Origin of the sequence: Methylobacterium phyllosphaerae (genome assembly GCF_001936175.1) — a bacterium.
In the GTDB taxonomy this organism is placed as follows: domain Bacteria; phylum Pseudomonadota; class Alphaproteobacteria; order Rhizobiales; family Beijerinckiaceae; genus Methylobacterium; species Methylobacterium fujisawaense.
In genome coordinates, this window is the sequence record NZ_CP015367.1 from 459,141 (window position 1) to 478,359 (window position 19,219).

Genomic DNA, 19,219 nt, shown 5'->3' on the forward strand with positions numbered 1-19,219 from the left:
ATACCGGGCTGCGCGCAGCGTTCGGGGATTCGAATCCCAGTCGCTCCGCGCTGTTCGTTGCCACCTATTCGCTCCTCCCTACGAGGCTCCGATGAACATCCACGAATACCAGGCCAAGGCCGTGCTGAAGGAGTTCGGCCTGCCCGTCTCCCGCGGCGTGGCCATCTTCAACCCGTCGGAGGCTGAGGCCGCCGCCAAGGAGCTCGGCGGCCCGGTCTGGGTCGTGAAGAGCCAGATCCACGCGGGCGGCCGCGGCAAGGGCACCTTCAAGGGTGCACCCGAGGGCGCTAAGGGCGGCGTGCGCGTCACCAAGTCGATCGACGAGGTGAAGCAGTATGCGGGCGAGATGCTCGGCCAGACGCTGGTGACGATCCAGACCGGCCCGGCCGGCAAGCAGGTCAACCGCCTTTACATCGAGGAAGGCGCGCAGATCGCCGAGGAATTCTACCTCTCGATGCTGGTGGACCGCGCCACGGGCGGCGTCGCCTTCGTGGTCTCCACCGAGGGCGGGATGGACATCGAGGCGGTGGCCCACGACACGCCCGAGAAGATCCACACGATCGCGGTCGATCCGGCCACGGGCGTCATGCCCCATCACGGCCGCGCCGTCGCCAAGGCGCTCGGGCTGTCCGGCGCCCAGGCCAAGGAAGCCGGCGCGCTCACCGAGAAGCTCTACGCGGCCTTCGTCGCCAAGGACATGAGCCTCCTCGAGATCAACCCGCTGGTGCTCACCGCGGACGGGCATCTCAAGTGCCTCGACGCCAAGATGGCCTTCGATTCGAACGCCCTCTACCGGCACCCGGACATCGTGGCGCTCCGCGACGAGACCGAGGAGGACGCCAAGGAGATCGAGGCGTCCAAGTACGACCTCGCCTACATCGCGCTCGACGGCACGATCGGCTGCATGGTGAACGGCGCCGGCCTCGCCATGGCGACCCTCGACATCATCAAGCTCTACGGCGAGGAGCCGGCGAACTTCCTCGATGTCGGCGGCGGCGCCTCGGAGGAGAAGGTCACGGCGGCGTTCAAGATCATCACCGCCGATCCGAACGTGAAGGGGATCCTCGTCAACATCTTCGGCGGGATCATGAAGTGCGACGTGATCGCCAACGGCGTCATCGCGGCCGTGAAGGCGGTGGGCCTGCAGGTGCCGCTGGTTGTGCGCCTCGAGGGCACGAACGTCGAGGAGGGCAAGGCGATCATCCGGAATTCCGGTCTCAACGTGATCCCGGCGGACGACCTCGACGACGCCGCCCAGAAGATCGTCGCCGCCGTGAAGGGAGCCTGATCATGTCGGTGATGATCGACGCCAACACCAAGGTCATCTGCCAGGGTTTCACCGGCAAGAACGGGACCTTCCACTCCGAGCAGGCCATCGCCTACGGCACCAAGATGGTCGGCGGCACGAGCCCCGGTAAGGGTGGCTCGACGCATCTCGGCCTGCCGGTGTTCGACACGGTGGCCGAGGCCCGCGAGGCCACGGGCGCCGATGCCTCGGTGGTCTACGTGCCCCCACCCGGCGCCGCCGACGCGATCTGCGAGGCGATCGCCGCCGAGATCCCGCTGATCGTCTGCATCACCGAGGGCATTCCGGTGCTCGACATGGTCAAGGTGAAGCGGGCGCTCACCGGCTCGAAGTCGCGTCTGGTCGGGCCGAACTGCCCGGGCATCGTCACGGCGGGCGAATCGAAGATCGGCATCATGCCGGCCAACATCTTCCGGCAAGGCTCGGTCGGTATCGTCTCGCGCTCCGGCACGCTGACCTACGAGGCGGTGTTCCAGACCTCCAATGCCGGCCTCGGCCAGACCACCGCGGTGGGCATCGGCGGTGATCCGGTGAAGGGCACCGAGTTCATCGACGTGCTGGAGCTGTTCCTGGCCGACCCGAAGACCGAGTCGATCGTGATGATCGGCGAGATCGGCGGCTCGGCCGAGGAGGAGGCTGCGCAGTTCCTGAAGGACGAGGCCAAGCGCGGGCGCAAGAAGCCGATGGTCGGCTTCATCGCCGGCCGCACGGCGCCTCCGGGCCGCCGCATGGGTCATGCCGGCGCGATCATCTCGGGCGGCAAGGGCGGCGCCGAGGACAAGATCGCCGCCATGGAGGCCGCGGGCATCCGCGTGTCGCCGTCGCCGGCCCGGCTGGGCTCGACGCTCGTCGAGGTCCTGAAGGGCTGAGGGCAAGCGCGCCTGCGTTGCGGCCATCGCAGGGCCGCAACGCCCATATCGGGCGTGCAGACGATTTCAGCGGGGCGGTCACCCGCCCCGTTTCGGTTTGAGGGCGATCCGCCGCGCTGACGGGGAGCCCGAAGGGCAGGGGAGCCTGCCCGCGCGACAGGATGGACGCACCATGGCACGCCAGGACGTGAACGAAGCGCTCCTCGAAACCTCGTTCCTCTACGGCGCGAACGCCGCCTACATCGAGGAATTGCAGGCGGCCTACGCCCGCAACCCGTCCTCGGTGGATCCGGAGTGGCAGACCTTCTTCAAGGGGCTCGGCGAAGACGAGACCCTGGTCGAGAAGAACGCCGCCGGCGCCTCCTGGGAGAAGCCCAACTGGCCGGTGCCGCTGAACGGCGAGCTGGTCTCGGCGCTCGACGGCAACTGGGGTGCCCTGGAGAAGGCGGTCGGCGACCGCATCGTCGCCCGGGACGGCAAGGACGCCAAGGACGCGAAGCCCGGCAAGCCGCAGGATAGCGTCACCGCAACCACCGGCGTGTCTGTGGAGCAGGCGACGAAGGATTCGGTGCGGGCGATCATGCTGATCCGCTCCTACCGCATGCGCGGCCACCTGCACGCCAAGCTCGACCCGCTCGGGCTTGCCCCCCGCGGTGACCACGAGGAGCTGCACCCGCAGCATTACGGCTTCACCGAGGAATCCGACTGGGACCGCCCGATCTTCCTCGACAACGTGCTCGGCCTCCAGTTCGGCACGATCCGCGAGATCGTCGACATCCTGGAGCGGACCTACTGCCAGACGCTCGGCGTCGAGTTCATGCACATCTCCGACCCCGCCGAGAAGGCGTGGATCCAGGAGCGCATCGAGGGCAAGGACAAGGAGATCTCCTTCACGCCCGAGGGCCGCCGCGCGATCCTCAACAAGCTGATCGAGGCCGAGGGCTTCGAGAAGTTCCTGGACCTGAAGTACACCGGCACGAAGCGCTTCGGCCTCGATGGCGGCGAGTCGATGATCCCGGCGCTGGAGCAGATCATCAAGCGCGGCGGCGCGCTCGGCGTCCGCGAGATCGTGCTGGGCATGGCCCATCGCGGCCGGCTCAACGTCCTCACCAACGTGATGGCGAAGCCCTTCCGGGCGGTGTTCCACGAGTTCAAGGGCGGCTCGGCTTCCCCGGCCGAGGTCGAGGGCTCGGGCGACGTGAAGTACCATCTGGGCGCGTCCTCGGACCGCGCCTTCGACGGCAACAACGTCCACCTGTCGCTCACCGCCAACCCCTCGCATCTCGAGATCGTCGATCCGGTGGTGCTCGGGAAGGTCCGCGCCAAGCAGGACCAGTGGGCCAAACCCAACATCGAGCGCCGCACGGTGCTGCCGCTGCTGATTCACGGCGACGCCGCCTTCGCGGGCCAGGGCGTGGTGGCCGAGTGCTTCGGCCTGTCGGGCCTGAAGGGCCACCGCACCGGCGGCTCGATCCACTTCATCATCAACAACCAGATCGGCTTCACCACCGATCCGCGCTTCTCGCGCTCCTCGCCCTACCCGTCCGACGTCGCCAAAATGGTCGAGGCGCCGATCTTCCACTGCAACGGCGACGATCCGGAAGCCGTCACCTTCGCGGCCAAGGTGGCGGTCGAGTACCGGCAGAAGTTCGGCAAGCCGGTCGTGATCGACATGCTCTGCTACCGCCGCTTCGGCCATAACGAGGGCGATGAGCCGGCCTTCACCCAGCCGAAGATGTACCAGCGGATCCGCAAGCATCCCTCGGTGCTGGAGAATTACGGCCGCAAGCTCGTCGAGAACAGCTCCGTGACCCAGGAGGCGCTCGACGCCCGCAAGGCCGAGTTCCGCGGGATGCTCGACACCGAGCTCGACGTCGCCAACACCTACAAGGCCAACAAGGCCGACTGGCTCGACGGCCGCTGGTCCGGCGTGAAGGCGGTCCACGAGGACGTGGACGATCCGCGCCGGGGCCGCACCGCCGTGCCGGCCGAGACCCTGCAGGAGATCGGGCGCAAGATCACCCAGGCGCCGCCCGGCTTCCACCTGCACCGCACGATCCAGCGGTTCATGGACAACCGCGCCAAGGCGGTGGAGACGGGTGTCGGCATCGACTGGGCGACCGCCGAGGCCCTGGCCTTCGGGGCGACCCTGCTCGACGGCAACCGGGTCCGGCTCTCCGGCCAGGATGTCGAGCGCGGCACCTTCTCGCAGCGCCACGCGGTGGTGATCGATCAGGAGAACGAGCAGCGCTACACGCCGCTCAACGCCATCCGTGAGGGCCAGGCCTCCATCGAGATCATCAACTCGATGCTCTCCGAGGAGGCGGTGCTCGGCTTCGAGTACGGCTACTCCCTGGCCGAGCCGAACGCCCTGGTCCTCTGGGAGGCGCAGTTCGGGGATTTCGCCAACGGCGCCCAGGTGGTGATCGACCAGTTCATCGCGTCCGGCGAGCGCAAGTGGCTGCGCATGTCCGGCCTCGTGCTGCTGCTGCCGCACGGCTACGAGGGGCAGGGGCCGGAGCACTCCTCCGCCCGGCTGGAGCGCTACCTCCAGGCCTGCGCCGAGGACAACATGCAGGTCGCCAACGTCACGACGCCGGCGAACTACTTCCACATCCTGCGCCGGCAGCTGAAGCGCGACTTCCGCAAGCCGCTGGTGCTGATGACGCCGAAGTCGCTGCTGCGCCACAAGCGTGCCGTCTCCAGCCTCGACGCGCTGGCCGAGGGCTCGACCTTCCACCGCGTCCTCTGGGACGACGCGGAGGAGGAGGGCGCGCCGAACAAGCTCGTGCGCGACGACAAGATCCGCCGCGTCGTCCTGTGTTCCGGCAAGGTCTATTACGACCTGCTGGAGGAGCGGGAGAAGCGCGGGCTCAACGACATCTACCTGATGCGCGTCGAGCAGCTCTACCCGTTCCCGCTCAAGGCTCTGGCCAACGAGATGGCCCGCTTCCGCAACGCCGACGTGATCTGGTGCCAGGAGGAGCCCAAGAACATGGGCGCCTGGTCCTTCGTCGAGCCCTACCTCGAGTGGGTGCTCGGCCAGGCCGGCTCCGCGGTGAAGCGCGCCCGGTACGTCGGCCGTCCGGCTTCCGCCTCCACGGCGGTCGGCCAGATGTCGAAGCACCAAGCGCAGCTCCAGGCCTTCCTCAACGAGGCCCTGGCGGTCTGATCATCCGGCCATGGCTTATTTCCTGCTCCGTCTGGAACCGCCCCGCCCGAGCTTCCCGTTCGACGCGACGGAGGCCGAGAAGGCGCTGTTCTCGGCTCATTCCGGCTACTGGATGGAGCAGGCGGCCGCAGGGGCCGCCATCGCGGTCGGGCCCGTCTTCGAGTCCGGCGGCACCTGGGGCCTGGCCCTGGTCGAGGCCGACGACGCGGCCCAGGCCGAGGCGCTCGGCGAAGCAGATCCCGTCCTGATGGCGCAGGCAGGCTTCCGGTACAGCGTCTCGCCCGTTCCATCCCTGATCCTGCGGCGCTGACGTCGCGGCCCGACATCCAGAGGAGGCCCCCCGCGGGGCAGAAGAGAGCATGGCAACCGACATCCTCGTCCCGACCCTCGGCGAATCCGTGAGCGAGGCCACGATCGGCCGCTGGTTCAAGAAGCCCGGCGACACGGTCGCGGCCGACGAGCCGATCGTCGAGCTCGAGACCGACAAGGTCACCCTGGAGGTCAACGCCCCGGCGGCCGGCGAGCTCGGCGAGATCCTGGTCAAGGATGGGGAGACCGTGGAGCCCGGCGCCCTGCTCGGCTCGATCGTCGAGGCCGGCGCGGCCGGCAGCGGCAAGAAGGCCGCCCCCAAGGAGGCCCCGAAGGAGGCCGCCGAGATCAAAGCCGAGAGCCGGAGCGAGACCCCGAAGGCCGCCGCCCCCGCGAAGGCCGAAGCGCCCGCCCAGGAATCCTCTGCCGGCTACGGCAACCACGGCGACGCCGCCGCTCCGGCGGCAGCCCAGCAGCGCCCGGTGGGCGACAACGGCCCGGCGGTGGCGAAGCTCGCCCGGGAATCCGGCGTCGACCCGTCGGCGGTCAGTGGCTCCGGCAAGGACGGCCGCGTCACCAAGGGCGACATGCTCGGCGCCATCGCAAAGGGCCCGTCGGCCGCGCCCGCCAAGGAGGCCCGACCGACCCTGCCGCGCGCGCCTTCGGCGCCGGACGACGCCGCGCGCGAGGAACGCGTGCGGATGACGAAGCTGCGCCAGACCATCGCGCGCCGCCTCAAGGACGCGCAGGACACGGCGGCGATGCTGACGACGTTCAACGACGTCGACATGTCGGCCGTGATGGCGATGCGCAGCCAGTACAAGGATATCTTCGAGAAGAAGCACGGCACGAAGCTCGGCTTCATGGGCTTCTTCACCAAGGCGGTGATCGGCGCCCTCAAGGACGTGCCGGCGGTCAACGCCGAGATCGACGGGCAGGACCTTGTCTACAAGAACTACTACCACATCGGCATCGCGGTCGGGACCGATAAGGGGCTCGTCGTGCCGGTGGTGCGCGACGCCGACGACCTGTCGATCGCCGGCATCGAGAAGAAGATCGCGGGCTTCGGCAAGAAGGCCCGCGACGGCAAGCTCTCCATCGAGGAGATGCAGGGCGGCACCTTCACGATCACCAACGGCGGCATCTACGGCTCGCTGATGTCGACGCCGATCCTCAACGCGCCGCAATCGGGCATCCTCGGCATGCACCGCATCGAGGAGCGCCCGGTGGTCCGGGCCGGCAAGATCGAGGCCCGGCCGATGATGTACCTCGCGCTGTCGTACGATCATCGCATCGTCGACGGTAAGGAGGCCGTGACCTTCCTGGTGCGGGTGAAGGAGGCGCTGGAGGATCCGGCGCGGCTCGTGCTGGACCTCTGAGGTCGTCATGTCGGGCGCTGAGAACAGGGTTGCGATCGTCACCGGCGGCAGCCGCGGCATCGGCCGGGCCGTGTCGCTGCTTCTCGCGGAGCGCGGCTACGCGGTCTGCCTGAGCTACGTGTCGGACGCCGCCGCAGCCAAGACCGTGGTGGACGCGATCACCGCCCAGGGCGGCAAGGCGCGCGCCGTGAAGGGCGATGTCGGCAGCGAGGCCGACGTCATCGCGCTGTTCAGGGCGGCCGATGGGCTCGGGCGCCTCGCGGCTTTGGTCAACAATGCCGGCGTCGTCGACGTGAAGTCCGACGTCGCCGACATGACCGAGGGCCGGCTCCAGCGGATGATGACAACCAACGTGGTCGGCAGCTTCCTGTGCGCCCGCGAGGCGGTCCGGCGGATGTCGACCAAGCGCGGCGGGGCAGGGGGCGCCATCGTCAACCTGTCCTCGGTGGCGGCGCGGCTGGGCGGCCCCGGTCAGTTCGTGGATTACGCCGCCTCGAAGGGAGCCATCGACGCGCTGACGATCGGGCTCGCCCGGGAGGTGGCCGCCGAAGGCATCCGGGTCAACGCGGTGGCGCCCGGCATCATCGCCACCGAGATCCATGCCAGCGGCGGCGAGCCGGACCGGGTGGAGCGCCTCGGCCCGGGCGTCCCGATGAAGCGGGCCGGCACCGCCGAGGAGGTGGCCGCACCGATCGTGTGGCTGCTCTCGGAGGAGGCCTCCTACACCACGGGCGCCATCCTCGACGTCGGCGGCGGCCGCTGAGCCTCAGCCCGACCTGACATTCCCTGCCCGTCTCACACGCGGCACGACCGAGCGGAAGCGAAGCCTCATGTCCTACGATCTCGTCGTCATCGGCACCGGTCCCGGCGGCTACGTGTGCGCCATCCGCGCGGCGCAGCTCGGCCTGCGGACCGCCGTGGTCGAGAAGCGCGCGACCCATGGCGGCACCTGCCTCAATGTCGGCTGCATCCCGTCCAAGGCCCTGCTGCACGCCTCCGAGGCGTTCGAGGAGGCCAACACGCATTTCGCCGATCTCGGCATCGATGTCGGCACGCCGAAGCTCGACCTGAAGAAGATGATGGCCTTCAAGGCCGAGGGCGTGGCGGGCAACACCAAAGGCGTCGAGTTCCTGCTCAAGAAGAACAAGGTCGAGACCTTCCACGGCACCGGCCGGATCGCGGGTGCCGGCCGGGTCGAGGTCGTGTCCGAGGATGGCGGCAACCAGATGCTCGAGACCAAGAGCATCGTCATCGCCACCGGCTCGGACGTGGCGCGGCTGCCCGGCGTCACCATCGACGAGAAGGTGGTGGTCTCCTCGACCGGCGCCCTGGAGCTCGACCGGGTGCCGAAGAAGCTCCTGGTCATCGGCGCCGGCGTGATCGGGCTGGAGCTGGGCTCCGTCTGGCGCCGGCTCGGCTCCGAGGTCACCGTGGTCGAGTTTCTCGACCGGGTGCTGCCCGGCATGGACGGAGAGGTCGGCAAGCAGTTCCAGCGGATCCTGACCAAGCAGGGCATCGCCTTCAAGCTGTCCACCAAGGTGACCGGCGTCGAGGTCGGCAAGAAGGGCGGCGCGACCGTCACCGTGGAGCCGGCCGCGGGCGGCGCGGCGGAAACGCTCCAGGCGGACGCGGTGCTCGTCTGCATCGGCCGGGTCCCCTACACGGAGGGCCTGGGCCTCGACACGGTGGGCGTCCAGCGGGACGACAAGGGCCGGATCCTCACGGACTCGCACTACGCCACCAACGTCACCGGCATCTACGCCATCGGTGACGTGATTGCCGGCCCGATGCTGGCCCACAAGGCCGAGGACGAGGGCGTCGCGGTGGCCGAGATGCTGGCCGGCCAGTCCGGCCACGTGAATTACGGCGTGATCCCGAACGTGGTCTACACGTTCCCGGAGGTCGCCTCGGTGGGCAAGACCGAGGAGGAGTTGAAGAAGGACGGCGTCGCCTACAATGCCGGCAAGTTCCCCTTCACGGCCAACGGCCGGGCCAAGGCGAACGGCACCACGGACGGCTTCGTGAAGGTGCTGGCCGACGCCCAGACCGACCGCGTGCTGGGCGTGCACATCGTCGGCGCGGATGCCGGCAACCTGATCGCCGAGGCGGCGGTGGCGATGGAGTTCGGTGCCTCCTCGGAGGACATCGCCCGGACCTGCCACGCGCATCCGACGCTGACCGAGGCCGTCAAGGAAGCCGCCCTGGCGGTGAGCAAGCGCGCGATCCACGTCTGAGTGGCGGGCGGACGCACGAGCGTCCATCCGCAGGGGCGCTGGGACAAAAGGGGCGGCTGACCGAACTGCCCCTTGTCCTGAGTCGCCGGAGCGCAGCGCAGACCATGCGGGAGGGCGCCGGAGACCGTCGCGCTCCCCGAAGCCCTCCTTCGAGGCCCGCTTCGCGGGCACCTCAGAAAGAAGCTGGGAGATCGCAGCCGCCTGCCGGCGGCGGGATCAGGCGATCTTGCGCCTGGAGTTCGGCAGGTCGGCGATCCGCAGGAGGGCACTCGGTGCGGGCGGCGCCGTCAGGGCGTTGAGCAGGTAGGGCCTGCGCAGGCCCAGAGCGTTGTGCAAGGCGAGGTCGATGTCGCGGGCGTAGAACGGCATTCGCAGGACCGCATCGACGCCGAAGTAGCGGCCGGCCTGGGCGACGGGCTCCAGCTCGGACGTCGTCAACAGTGTGATCCGGGTCGGAAGGCTGAGGGGCTGGATCTGGCAGGCCAGTTCGAGCCCGTCGATGCCACCGAGCTTCACGTCGATGAAGGCGAAGTCGTAGGCGGCAAACTTCAGCTGCCTGAGGGCGTGGCGTCCGTCATCCGTCTCGTCGAGGTCGATGGCGAAGCCGCTGCGCGCCACGACACGGCTGATGGCCGAGCGCCCCGCCGGGGTCGAGCAGGCGAGCAGAGCCCGGGTCGGGGCGCGGCGCCGGGCATCGGCGTGGAGCAGCTGCTCGATATGGCCTGGATCGAGGGGGGTCTTCAGGACCTCGTAGGCCCCGAGGCTGGTGGCGATCTCCTGCCAGTGCGGCAGGACGCGGGTGGCGACCAGAACCAGACAGGGCGGCTCCGCACCCGCGCGACGCGCCACGGCGACGGCTTCGGGCCCGCTCAGGTCGTCAAGCTGAAGCCCGACGAAGGCCAGAGTCGGGCGGTGACGCAGCAGGATGTCGCAGAGCGCCTGACCGGAGGTCGCCTCGTCGATCACGGCGCGTGGATCGAAGCGCAGGACGATCTCTCGCAGGGAGAGGCGCCGGCCCGGATCGCAATCCGCGATCACGACACGTGCCGGCGCCCCTCCGTCCTCAAGCTCCATGACGCCCGCCCAAGCCGATCCGAATGTTCATGCTCATAGTGGCTGAAGATCGTGACGAAGCTCTTAAAAAGTGCGGTTGTGCAATGAGCCGATCGAATGACGCGTCTATAGATGATGTTGAACAGCCCCGAAGTCGAAACTTCCAGCACTCTTGATCAGCGACCCGCCCGGGGATGGGCCGCCGCGTAGGCGCTCATGAGACGGGCGGCATCGACCTGGGTGTAGAGCTGAGTGGTGGACAGGGAGGCGTGGCCGAGGAGTTCCTGGATCGCGCGCAATTCTCCCTGGCGGGCCAGCAGATGGGTGGCGAAGGAGTGCCGCAGGGCGTGCGGCGTGGCGCTGTCGGGCAGGCCGAGGGCTCCCCGCGCGCGGGCCACCGTATACTGGATGATCCGCGGCGACAGGGCCCCCCCGCGCGCGCCGACGAAGAGCGGCCCCTCCGGCGGCAGCGGCAGCGGGCAGGCGGCGACGTAGTCGGCCACGGCCTGCGCCACCACGGGCAGGATCGGCACCATGCGCTGCTTGCCGCCCTTGCCGAGCACGGTGACTTGGTCGACCCCGGGCAGGGGCGCGTCGCGGCGAGACAGTCCGAGGGCCTCGGAGATGCGCAGGCCTGCGCCGTAGAGCAGCGCCAGCACGGCGGCATCCCGGGCGAGAACCCAGGGCGCGCGTTCCTCGCCGGCGCGAATCGCCGTGTCGGTCAACGCCACGGCGGCGCTGACGGGCAGGGGTCGCGGAAGCCGCCGCGGAACCTTGGGCGAGCGCACGCCGCCCAGGGCCGAGACGGTGCCGAAGCCCTCGCGTTCGAGGAAGCGTGCGAAGGAGCGCAGGCCCGCGAGCATGCGCATCAGCGAGCGTCCGGAGACCTCCTCGGCCCGGCGCGCCGCCATGAAGGCGCGGATGTCCCGCACCTTCAAGCCGACGAGCATCGGGATGGTCGGCGTGCTCTGCCGCGACGCGAGGTGGTGGAGAAACTGACGGAGGTCACGCCCGTAGGCCTCGACGGTGTTGGGCGACATTCGCCGCTCGCGCGCCAGCCCCTCGATCCAGGCCTGGACGGCCGCGCGGAGGCGGGCATCGCCCGGAAACAGCAGCCGATCGCCTTCGGTTTCGTGCGCGCTCATGGTGCCACTCGACCGGATCATCCTTGCTGGGAGCTTAAGACCCTGCCTTGGTGAAACCGGGCGTTCACGATACGTACGGCAGCCTCGGGCCGTTCACCGAGCCGTGGAGCCCCATGACAACCCCCATCCGCATCCTCGGCATCGATCCCGGCCTGCGCCGCACCGGCTGGGGCCTGATCACCGCGCAGGGCACGAAGCTCACCTACGGCGATTGCGGCGTCGTGACCTCGGACGGCGACCTGCCGCTGGCCCTGCGCCTGCGCGAGCTGTTCGAGGGGATCGGCCGCATCGTCGAGACCGTGCGGCCCGACGAGGTCGCCGTGGAGGAGACCTTCGTCAACAAGGACGCGCAGGCGACGCTCAAGCTGGGTCACGCCCGGGCGATGGCGCTGGTGGTGCCGGCCCTCGCCGGCCTGCCCGTGTTCGAATACGCCGCGAACCTGATCAAGAAGACCGTGGCGGGCTCCGGTCACGCCGAGAAGGTACAGATCCAGGCGATGGTGCGCTTCCTCCTGCCGAAGGCCGAGTTTCGCGTGGCGGACGCCGCCGACGCGCTGGCCATCGCGATCACCCATGCCAGCCATCGGGACGCCCACGCCCTTCGGCAGGCGCATCTGCCGAAGGGCAAGCGCCGCACGCTCACCGGCCAGGCGGCCGCAGGACAGGGGCTCGAAGGGAAGGGATTCTCCGCCGCCGCAGCCGCGCGCATCGAGGCCGCATTGGCGAAACAGGGCTGACGGGATCGGGAAGAACTTGGTGGGGGAAGTAGGACTCGAACCTACGAAGCTTACGCAGCGGATTTACAGTCCGCCCCCTTTGCCGCTCGGGACATTCCCCCAAGGCAGGTTTCTCACCCGCGGCGCCCTTATGGTGAGGGGGCGGCCGGGTGTCAACGCTTATGGTGAGCTGATCCGCGTTGGCGCGTGCGGCAACCGTGGAGAGCGGTGCGGTTTCTATCGATCGCACCGCGCGAGCGCCTCCCTGTCCGCCCCTCGGGGAGGGGGACGAAAACGCGAACGTTCCGCGACTCCAGGGATTCACAAAGGAATCCGGATCGGCCACGGTGCGCGGATGTCATCCTGCTTCGCCAGTCCTTGACCCGCCCCGCCCCGTCTCTGCGGTCCCACCAGCGCACGCTGATGGCCCTGGTCGCGGCCATGGCGCGCGGCGAGGCGGCCCATGTCCGGAAGATCCTGGCCGCGGTGACGCCGGGCGGCGGCAAGTCGCTGCTGCCGGTGATCGCCGCGCACGGGCTGATCGCCGCCGGGCTCGTCGAACGCGTGGTCTGGGTGGTGCCGCGGGATTCCCTGCGATTGCAGGCGGAGGAGGCTTTCGCCGACCCACTCTGGCGTGCCGCGTTCGGGCACGCCCTCAGCGTGCGGGCGGCGGACAACGAGCGCGACCCGGCGCGGGGTCTCGCCGGCTACGTCACCACCTATCAGGCGGTCGCCGCCGCCCCGGCGCTCCACCTCGCGGAAGCCCGGGCGCACCGGACCCTGCTGGTCGTCGATGAGGTCCATCACCTGCCGGTGCCCGGACGGCCCGGCGCCGATGAGAACGCCGCCGAGGACGCGGAAGCGGGGGCGTGGTCCCGCGCGATGCTGCCCGTCATGGAGGCAGCGACCGTTCGCCTCTACCTGTCCGGGACGCTGGAGCGCGCGGACGGGCGACGCATCCTCGGCCTGCCCTATCAGCCCGCCGCGCCCGGCCGCGGGCCGGATCTCGACCTCGACGCGCCCGGCCTCGCGGTGATCGGCTATTCGCGGGCGCAGGCGCTGGCCGAGCGGGCGGTGCTGCCGGTGACCTTCGGCGCCATCGACGGCGAGGCCAGCTGGCTGGAGGGCGGCCGGATCGCCGGCGACAGTCCGCGGGTCGGCCCGCACCGGCTGGGTGCGGGCTCGGTCCGGATCACCACCCGGCCGGCCCTGTTCACCGCCCTGCGGACCGGCTTCGCCCGCGACCTGCTGAGCGAGGCCTTCTTCGCCACGAAGCGCCTGCGTGCCCGGCGCCGGGCCGAGCGGGATCTCCCGCCCGGCGAGCCGGCCCGGGGACTCGGCAAGCTCCTCGTGGTGGCGCCCGATCAGGCGAGCGCGCGGGCCTACCTCGCCACCCTGCGGGACTGGATGCCGGCCGGGCAGGGCGAGCGCGACGTCCGGCTCGCGACCTCCGGCCAGGGCGACGCCCACGCGGCGCTCGCCGCGTTCCGGCTCACGCCGGAACCGGCCGTGCTGGTGACGGTGGCCATGGCGTATGAGGGCCTCGACGCCCCCGAGGTCGCGGTGGTTGCGGCGCTGACCCATATCCGCTCGCGGCCCTGGCTGGAGCAGATGCTCGCCCGGGCCACTCGGGTCGATCCGCATGCGGGCCCCTACGACGGGCAGCAGGCCCTCATCTTCCACCCCGACGACCCGCTCTTCGCCCGGTTCCGCCTGGAACTGGAGACCGAGCAGGGCAGCAGCGTGCGGCCGCCCCGCGAGCGGCCGGCGAGCGCCATCGTGCCCGAGCGGACCCGCTGGCGCGACGACGAGCCGGCCGGGATCACGCCCCTGGAGAGCAACGCGATCGGGCTGCGCTACGCCCTGCTGCGCCCCCGCCTGCCCGAGCCTGTCCCCACGACACCCGCGCCCGAACCGCCGTCGATCACCGAGCGGACCCTGCGCCAGCGGCTCGCCGCCGCGGTGGCGGCCCAGGCGGTCGAGGACGAGACGTCCCTGCGGGTGCCCCGCGGCGGCAACCTCGCCCACCGGTACAACGCCGTGCTCAAGCGCGTCCTCGGCAAGGGGCGTGCGACCATGACCCTGCCCGAGCTGGAGGCGGCCTTGTCCTGGCTTGAACGCAACCGCCTCGCCGACCATCTCGACTGCCTCGACGGCGATGCCCGCTACGCGTGGTCCGCCCGCCAGCGCCGCGGCCGCTGGCAGCCGGAGCGCGCCGCCGGCCGCTGAACCGGCGCGGGAGGGAGAGAGCCGTGACCGAGAGCCTGCCCGCCGCCTTCACCGCGACACTCTCGGCGCCCGAGCCGCCGCCCGGCTGGCCCGCACCGCTCGCCGCGCTCTGGTGGCTCGCCCACGATCCGTCCGGACCCGCCTCTGCCGCCTGGGACCGGGCCCACCGCCTCGTTCAGGACGCCGCCGGGCCCGATGCCGCCTGGGTGCACGCCCATCTCCACCGGATCGAGGGCGATGACGGCAATGCGCGCTACTGGTACGGCCGCGCCGGCCAACCGGGCCCGCATGGCACGCTCGCGCAGGAGCGGGCCGCGCTCGTCGGCGCCCTCTTTAAGCCGATCTGATCGCCCGGCCCCCGCCGAGTCTCGGAACGCCCGGCCTCACAGCCAGTTGAATGGCCGCCCGGTGCGGAGATCGGGCCTCGATCATCGGAGCGGATCCATGAGCCTTCTCGGCAGCATCGTCAGCAAAATCCTCCATCCGTTCGGCGGGGGTAGCGCGGACGCGGCCCCCGCCCCCTCCGGCGGCACGACCGGCACGAGCGCCCCGTCCACCCCGTCGGCCCCCGGCACCGCCGGCGGCGAACCCGTGGACGTCGCGGCGGTCCTCACCGGCCTCGCCGAGAAGAACCCGCAGAAGCTCGACTGGCGCCACTCGATCGTCGACCTGATGAAGCTGCTGGGCCTCGATTCCGGTCTCGCCTCGCGCAAGCAGCTCGCCGACGAGCTGCACTACACCGGCGACAAGGACGATTCGGCCAGCATGAACATCTGGCTGCACAAGCAGGTCATGCAGAAGCTCGCCGAGAACGGCGGCAAGGTCCCGGACGATCTGAAGCACTAGATCGCCCGTTTCATCTTACCTGAGCATCGCCGCGGGCGGCCTGTGACGGCCGCCCGCGGCACTGTCCCGGACGATGCGGGCGGGAGAAGCGAGGCTGCCGAACGCCTGCGCTTGTCCCCGGCAGCGGGCCTTGCAGGGGCCCTCTCCTTTCCGATCACATGGACCGCGTCACACAGCGCCGAATCACGGGGCGCCGGGGAGCGATCGGTCATGTCCATACCGATGGGGCATCACAGGGACCCGTTCCGAGGGCTGCACCTTGCGCCCATCGCCGCCGCCGTCGCCCGCGGCGATCTCGCCGGCATCGCCGCGCTGGCCCCGGGCGTGAACCTGTCCGACCGCGGCGACCAGAACATGACCCTCCTCGAATGGGCAATCTGGAACGGGCAGCCGCGCGCAGTGTCCGCGCTTCTCGAGGCCGGCGCCGACCCGTCCGAACCGGGCCTCGACCAAGAGACCGTCATGCACATGGCGGCGATGGTCGAGGATCCGCACTATCTGGAGATCCTGCTGCGGCACGGCGCGCCGGTCGATCCCGTGAGCGTGCCCCGTCACTGGACGCCCCTGTTCCGTGCAGTCCAGAATCGCCGGGAGGCACAGATTGCGTCGCTGCTGCAGGCCGGCGCGGATCCGAACCGGGTCGATGACACCGGCAATTCCCTGCTCCATCTGGCAGCGCAGGTCGGTGCGGCCAATCCGTGGGTGCTGAGGCTGCTTCAGGCCGGCCTCGACCCGACGCTGCGCAATGCACAGCAGAAGACATTCCAGCCGTATTTCTTCACGACGCCCGATCATCTGCTGAACGATGCCGCGCGGCAGACCCGCTCCGCCGTCCGCACTTGGCTGATCAATCACGACATCCCGCTGGACGAGGCGTGCTGACGGGGCATCCACAGGGTCCGACGCGTCAGCGCGGCCAAGGCATGCCCGGGCCGGCCACGCGCGATCCGTCCGATCCGCCGCGAAGCCCCCGCGGGACATCGCATCGGCGGGGGGCCGAGAGGCACACGCCCCCCCGGCTCTCGCCCGTCAGCGCCCGGTGCGGACCCGGGTCCAGAGCCGGGTGACGAAGCGCTGGGTACGGTCGTCCCAGGCGGTGTTGATCGACAGGCGCTGCATCGTCGCCTCGTCCGGGTAGATGCCGGTATTGTTCAGGATCTCGGGCTTCACGAATTTCTTCGCCGCGAGGTTGCCGCTGGCATAGGACACGAAGTTGGTGTTGGCCGCCGCCACATCGGGCCGCATCATGTAGTCGATGAAGGCCAGGGCCTCGGCCGGGTGGGCGGCATCCTTCGGGATCGCGAAGGTGTCGAACCACATCAGCGCGCCCTCTTTCGGCACCACGTAGGCGATGTCGATCCCGTTCTTGGCCTCCTCGGCCCGGCGCTTGGCCTGCATGATGTCGCCGGAATAGCCCACCGCCAGGCAGATATCGCCGTTGGCCAGCGCCTGGATGTATTCCGACGAGTGGAACTTCCGCACGGCGCCGCGCACCTTGTAGAGGGCGTCGGTCACCAGGGTCAGGTCGTCCCAGCGCTTCGAATCCGCCTTGGCGCCGAAGACCGGGAGCAGGCTGGGGATCAGATCCTCGGGGCTGTCGAGCATCATGATCCCGCACTCCTTCAGCTTGTTCGCCGAAGCGGGATTGAGGACGACGCCCCAAGAGTTCAGCGGCGCATTGGGACCCAGCCGCTCGCGGACGGCGGCGACGTTGTAGCCGATGCCGGTCGTGCCCCACATGTAGTCGACGGCATAGGTGTTGCCGGGGTCGTAGGCCGCCAGCCGGCTGGTGACCTCCGGCCAGAGATTGCCGAGGTTCTTGAGCTTGGACTTGTCCAGCGGCAGGAAGGCGCCGGCCCGGATCAGCCGCTGCAGGTAGGGCCCCGACGGCACGACGATGTCGTAGCCGGACCGGCCGGCGAGCAGCTTGGTCTCCAGGATCTCGTTGTTGTCGTAGGTGTCGTAGACGACCTTGATGCCGGTCTCGCGGGTGAAGGCCTCGAGCACCTTCGGGTCGATGTAATCCGACCAATTGTAGATGTTGACGACCCGCTCCTCGGCGGCCGGGGCGGGCGGCACGAGGGGCAGGGCCGCCAGGACGCCTCCCAGCAGGGCGGCCGCGGCGGCCGCCAGCACCGAGCGACGGCGGCCGCTCATCGGCTCTTCGCGGCCACGATCACGATCTCCACGAGGTACTCGGGCGCCGCGAGCTTGGCCTCGACGGTGGCGCGCGCCGGCGGGTTCTCCGGGGAGACCCAGGCATCCCACGCGGCGTTCATCTCCGCGAAGGTCGCGATGTCGGCGAGGTAGATCGTGGCCGCGAGGATGCGCGCCTTGTCGCTGCCGGCGGCGGCCAGGAGACGGTCGATCTCCGACAGGATCTGCTGGGTCTGGATCGTCACCCCGGTGCCGACCGTGTCGGACGCGACCTGACCGGCGAGATAGACCATGTCGCCGAAGACGACGGCCTGCGACATCCGCTTGCCCGGCTCGATCCGCTGAATGTCCATACCCGCCTCCACAACCTTGAGAACCGGCGTATCTGCCGTCGCACCCACCCGGCCGTAAAGGGCCACACACGCACGCACCGCTGGAACACGCGGAAAATCGTCACCGCGGGGCAGGGTGCGGGCAACCGTCGCGGGTCTCGAAGCGTTCTGCCGCCATCGACAGTCATGCTTTGGGGTTTGTCATGGGTATCCTCTGGACCATCATCATCGGTTTCCTCGCGGGCGTCATCGCCAAGTTTCTCATGCCGGGACCGAATGAGCCGGCGGGCTTCATCCTCACGACGATCCTCGGCATCGTCGGCGCCTTCGTGGCGACGTTCCTCGGCCAGGCCGTGGGCTGGTACGGGCCGAACCAGGGAGCGGGCTTCATCGGCGCCATCGTGGGAGCCGTGGTGGTTCTGTTCATCTACGGCATGATCGCCGGCCGCCGCACCACCACCTACTGATCCTTCCGGCCGACCCGGAAACGATGAGGGGCGCCCCGCGGGGCGCCCCTTTTTCTTTGTCGTCCGATCGGCCTGCGCGCTCAGAAATGCTCGGAGGCGGCCTTCACGGCGCAGTGGCCGGTCGCGCCACGCACCGCCAGGCCGACGCCGACGACGAGCGCCAGCAGGCTCAAAAGCTTGTTGGGCCGCGGCTGCGCGGCCACGGCCGCGATCCCGAGTCCGAGAGCCACCGAGACAGCGCGCTCGGTGGTGGAGATGTTCGGCTCCCCGCTGAAGATGTCGTGCATCATGTCGTTGGCCATGGACGGATCCCTGTTGTGAAGGTCGCCGGTCGAACGCGGGCGCGCCGGCTGCGTTCCCTTCGCCGTCGGACGGGGCGGCCGCGGATGCCGCCGGACCCGTCGCGCAGGGTGTCGGACGCGGCGGCGATCCTGGTCCTCGCTTACGCTTCCGGTGTTCCAGCGCGGCGCCCTAGCGCTACGCCGGCCCGTGACCCGCCGCGGCGAGGCTGCGGGTGCTCGACGACGCCGTGGACGCGCCGCCGGGCCGGAGACTCCGCGGGCCGTGCTGCGGCACCTCGCGGAGGCCGCGCATGCGTGTCCTCCGGACTGGGTGATCGCCCTCGCGGAGCACCGGTCGCCGTCGATCAGGCCTCTTACACATCGGAGGCGCAGGGCCTGTATCCGCCGTTTGGCCTTCGGCTGGCGCCCTTGTCCGCGTGGATCGCGCAGACGCGCGATGTCCTGAAACCCGGAACGGCTTGGGCCGTCGCCCCACTCGCAAGATGACGAGCGACGGGCGCTGATCGCCAAGACAGGTCATGCGCAGGCGTGGCAGCAACGTCCGCTTCGGTGCGTGTGCAGCCGGGACGTGAACCGTCGCGAAGCCACCCATCGCAGCCCCCATGCAGTCGAACCGGGCAGGCTCCGTGCGGGTGCGCGTCGCCGCGCCCGCGATGAGGGAGGGGGCACCGCTCCGGGCGGAGGCGGGGCGATGCGCCATGAA

At 69.9% G+C, this 19,219-nt stretch carries 18 protein-coding genes and 1 tRNA gene; 13 read left to right on the forward strand and 6 right to left on the reverse strand.

All coding sequences use genetic code 11. The features are described 5' to 3' along the window. Positions 1–91 precede the first annotated feature (91 nt). The 7 genes from sucC to lpdA all read left to right on the forward strand — a co-directional run bounded on the left by sucC (position 92) and on the right by lpdA (position 9,269). A complete protein-coding gene (gene sucC / locus MCBMB27_RS02215; RefSeq protein WP_043354953.1) occupies positions 92–1,288 on the forward strand; it encodes an ADP-forming succinate--CoA ligase subunit beta in 1,197 nt (398 codons plus the stop codon). 2 nt (positions 1,289–1,290) lie between these two features. After that, the gene (gene sucD / locus MCBMB27_RS02220; RefSeq protein ID WP_043354951.1) at positions 1,291–2,175 is read left to right on the forward strand and encodes a succinate--CoA ligase subunit alpha; all 885 of its coding nucleotides are present in this window, start codon (positions 1,291–1,293) and stop codon (positions 2,173–2,175) included. A gap of 172 nt (positions 2,176–2,347) precedes the next feature. After that, the gene (locus tag MCBMB27_RS02225; protein WP_043388850.1) at positions 2,348–5,347 is read left to right on the forward strand and encodes a 2-oxoglutarate dehydrogenase E1 component; all 3,000 of its coding nucleotides are present in this window, start codon (positions 2,348–2,350) and stop codon (positions 5,345–5,347) included. 10 nt (positions 5,348–5,357) lie between these two features. Next, on the forward strand, positions 5,358–5,657 hold the full coding sequence (locus MCBMB27_RS02230; RefSeq protein ID WP_075379765.1) for a YciI family protein: 300 nt from the start codon (positions 5,358–5,360) through the stop codon (positions 5,655–5,657). Between the two features lie 49 nt (positions 5,658–5,706). Continuing rightward, positions 5,707–7,035: a 2-oxoglutarate dehydrogenase complex dihydrolipoyllysine-residue succinyltransferase gene (gene odhB, locus MCBMB27_RS02235; RefSeq protein WP_075379766.1), complete on the forward strand. Its 1,329-nt coding sequence runs from the start codon at positions 5,707–5,709 to the stop codon at positions 7,033–7,035. Positions 7,036–7,042: 7 nt separating this feature from the next. Further along, positions 7,043–7,798 (forward strand): SDR family oxidoreductase, encoded by a 756-nt coding sequence (locus tag MCBMB27_RS02240; RefSeq protein WP_075379767.1) that lies wholly within the window; start codon positions 7,043–7,045, stop codon positions 7,796–7,798. A gap of 67 nt (positions 7,799–7,865) precedes the next feature. Then, positions 7,866–9,269 (forward strand): dihydrolipoyl dehydrogenase, encoded by a 1,404-nt coding sequence (gene lpdA, locus MCBMB27_RS02245; RefSeq protein ID WP_043354940.1) that lies wholly within the window; start codon positions 7,866–7,868, stop codon positions 9,267–9,269. 216 nt (positions 9,270–9,485) lie between these two features. Here lpdA and MCBMB27_RS02250 read toward each other — a convergent pair whose 3' ends face one another. Then, positions 9,486–10,343: a response regulator gene (locus MCBMB27_RS02250; protein WP_043354938.1), complete on the reverse strand. Its 858-nt coding sequence runs from the start codon at positions 10,341–10,343 to the stop codon at positions 9,486–9,488. 155 nt (positions 10,344–10,498) lie between these two features. Next, positions 10,499–11,467, reverse strand: coding sequence for a tyrosine recombinase XerC (locus MCBMB27_RS02255; RefSeq protein WP_043354936.1), 969 nt, complete (start codon positions 11,465–11,467; stop codon positions 10,499–10,501). Between the two features lie 113 nt (positions 11,468–11,580). Here MCBMB27_RS02255 and ruvC point away from each other — a divergent pair, with 113 nt between their 5' ends. Beyond that, positions 11,581–12,204: a crossover junction endodeoxyribonuclease RuvC gene (gene ruvC / locus MCBMB27_RS02260; RefSeq protein ID WP_075379768.1), complete on the forward strand. Its 624-nt coding sequence runs from the start codon at positions 11,581–11,583 to the stop codon at positions 12,202–12,204. Between the two features lie 17 nt (positions 12,205–12,221). On the opposite strand, the gene MCBMB27_RS02265 is transcribed toward ruvC, so the two are convergent. Further along, a tRNA-Tyr gene (locus MCBMB27_RS02265) sits at positions 12,222–12,305 on the reverse strand. A 256-nt stretch (positions 12,306–12,561) separates the two neighbouring features. Between MCBMB27_RS02265 and MCBMB27_RS02270 the strand changes: the two genes are divergently transcribed. The 4 genes from MCBMB27_RS02270 (at position 12,562) to MCBMB27_RS02285 (ending at position 16,140) form a co-directional block, all read left to right on the forward strand. Continuing rightward, positions 12,562–14,412: a DEAD/DEAH box helicase gene (locus MCBMB27_RS02270; protein WP_075379769.1), complete on the forward strand. Its 1,851-nt coding sequence runs from the start codon at positions 12,562–12,564 to the stop codon at positions 14,410–14,412. Between the two features lie 23 nt (positions 14,413–14,435). After that, positions 14,436–14,759, forward strand: a complete 324-nt coding sequence (locus MCBMB27_RS02275; protein WP_043388869.1) for a hypothetical protein — start codon at positions 14,436–14,438, stop codon at positions 14,757–14,759. Positions 14,760–14,856: 97 nt separating this feature from the next. Next, positions 14,857–15,258 (forward strand): DUF3597 domain-containing protein, encoded by a 402-nt coding sequence (locus MCBMB27_RS02280; protein WP_043388871.1) that lies wholly within the window; start codon positions 14,857–14,859, stop codon positions 15,256–15,258. 42 nt (positions 15,259–15,300) lie between these two features. Beyond that, entirely contained in the window at positions 15,301–16,140 is an 840-nt protein-coding gene (locus MCBMB27_RS02285; RefSeq protein ID WP_236952870.1) for an ankyrin repeat domain-containing protein, read from the forward strand. A gap of 147 nt (positions 16,141–16,287) precedes the next feature. Here MCBMB27_RS02285 and MCBMB27_RS02290 read toward each other — a convergent pair whose 3' ends face one another. Both MCBMB27_RS02290 and MCBMB27_RS02295 read right to left on the reverse strand, forming a co-directional pair. After that, entirely contained in the window at positions 16,288–17,415 is a 1,128-nt protein-coding gene (locus tag MCBMB27_RS02290) for a polyamine ABC transporter substrate-binding protein (RefSeq protein WP_075379771.1), read from the reverse strand. Continuing rightward, on the reverse strand, positions 17,412–17,768 hold the full coding sequence (locus MCBMB27_RS02295) for a RidA family protein (protein WP_043354990.1): 357 nt from the start codon (positions 17,766–17,768) through the stop codon (positions 17,412–17,414). Before MCBMB27_RS02295 ends, MCBMB27_RS02290 begins: the two co-directional genes overlap by 4 nt. A gap of 182 nt (positions 17,769–17,950) precedes the next feature. Between MCBMB27_RS02295 and MCBMB27_RS02300 the strand changes: the two genes are divergently transcribed. Then, positions 17,951–18,214, forward strand: coding sequence for a GlsB/YeaQ/YmgE family stress response membrane protein (locus tag MCBMB27_RS02300; protein WP_043354988.1), 264 nt, complete (start codon positions 17,951–17,953; stop codon positions 18,212–18,214). Positions 18,215–18,294: 80 nt separating this feature from the next. Here the strand turns inward: MCBMB27_RS02300 and MCBMB27_RS02305 are convergent, their stop codons facing one another. After that, entirely contained in the window at positions 18,295–18,516 is a 222-nt protein-coding gene (locus MCBMB27_RS02305) for a YgaP family membrane protein (RefSeq protein WP_043354986.1), read from the reverse strand. Positions 18,517–19,219: the final 703 nt, after the last annotated feature.

Excerpts from the sequence above, each read along its gene's own strand:
- sucC (WP_043354953.1), top strand. The coding sequence starts at position 92 with ATGAACATCCACGAATACCAGGCCAAGGCCGTGCTGAAGGAGTTCGGC.
- sucD (WP_043354951.1), top strand. The coding sequence starts at position 1,291 with ATGTCGGTGATGATCGACGCCAACACCAAGGTCATCTGCCAGGGTTTC.
- MCBMB27_RS02225 (WP_043388850.1), top strand. The coding sequence starts at position 2,348 with ATGGCACGCCAGGACGTGAACGAAGCGCTCCTCGAAACCTCGTTCCTC.
- MCBMB27_RS02230 (WP_075379765.1), top strand. The coding sequence starts at position 5,358 with ATGGCTTATTTCCTGCTCCGTCTGGAACCGCCCCGCCCGAGCTTCCCG.
- odhB (WP_075379766.1), top strand. The coding sequence starts at position 5,707 with ATGGCAACCGACATCCTCGTCCCGACCCTCGGCGAATCCGTGAGCGAG.
- MCBMB27_RS02240 (WP_075379767.1), top strand. The coding sequence starts at position 7,043 with ATGTCGGGCGCTGAGAACAGGGTTGCGATCGTCACCGGCGGCAGCCGC.
- lpdA (WP_043354940.1), top strand. The coding sequence starts at position 7,866 with ATGTCCTACGATCTCGTCGTCATCGGCACCGGTCCCGGCGGCTACGTG.
- MCBMB27_RS02250 (WP_043354938.1), bottom strand. The coding sequence starts at position 10,343 with ATGGAGCTTGAGGACGGAGGGGCGCCGGCACGTGTCGTGATCGCGGAT.
- MCBMB27_RS02255 (WP_043354936.1), bottom strand. The coding sequence starts at position 11,467 with ATGAGCGCGCACGAAACCGAAGGCGATCGGCTGCTGTTTCCGGGCGAT.
- ruvC (WP_075379768.1), top strand. The coding sequence starts at position 11,581 with ATGACAACCCCCATCCGCATCCTCGGCATCGATCCCGGCCTGCGCCGC.
- MCBMB27_RS02280 (WP_043388871.1), top strand. The coding sequence starts at position 14,857 with ATGAGCCTTCTCGGCAGCATCGTCAGCAAAATCCTCCATCCGTTCGGC.
- MCBMB27_RS02290 (WP_075379771.1), bottom strand. The coding sequence starts at position 17,415 with ATGAGCGGCCGCCGTCGCTCGGTGCTGGCGGCCGCCGCGGCCGCCCTG.
- MCBMB27_RS02295 (WP_043354990.1), bottom strand. The coding sequence starts at position 17,768 with ATGGACATTCAGCGGATCGAGCCGGGCAAGCGGATGTCGCAGGCCGTC.
- MCBMB27_RS02300 (WP_043354988.1), top strand. The coding sequence starts at position 17,951 with ATGGGTATCCTCTGGACCATCATCATCGGTTTCCTCGCGGGCGTCATC.
- MCBMB27_RS02305 (WP_043354986.1), bottom strand. The coding sequence starts at position 18,516 with ATGGCCAACGACATGATGCACGACATCTTCAGCGGGGAGCCGAACATC.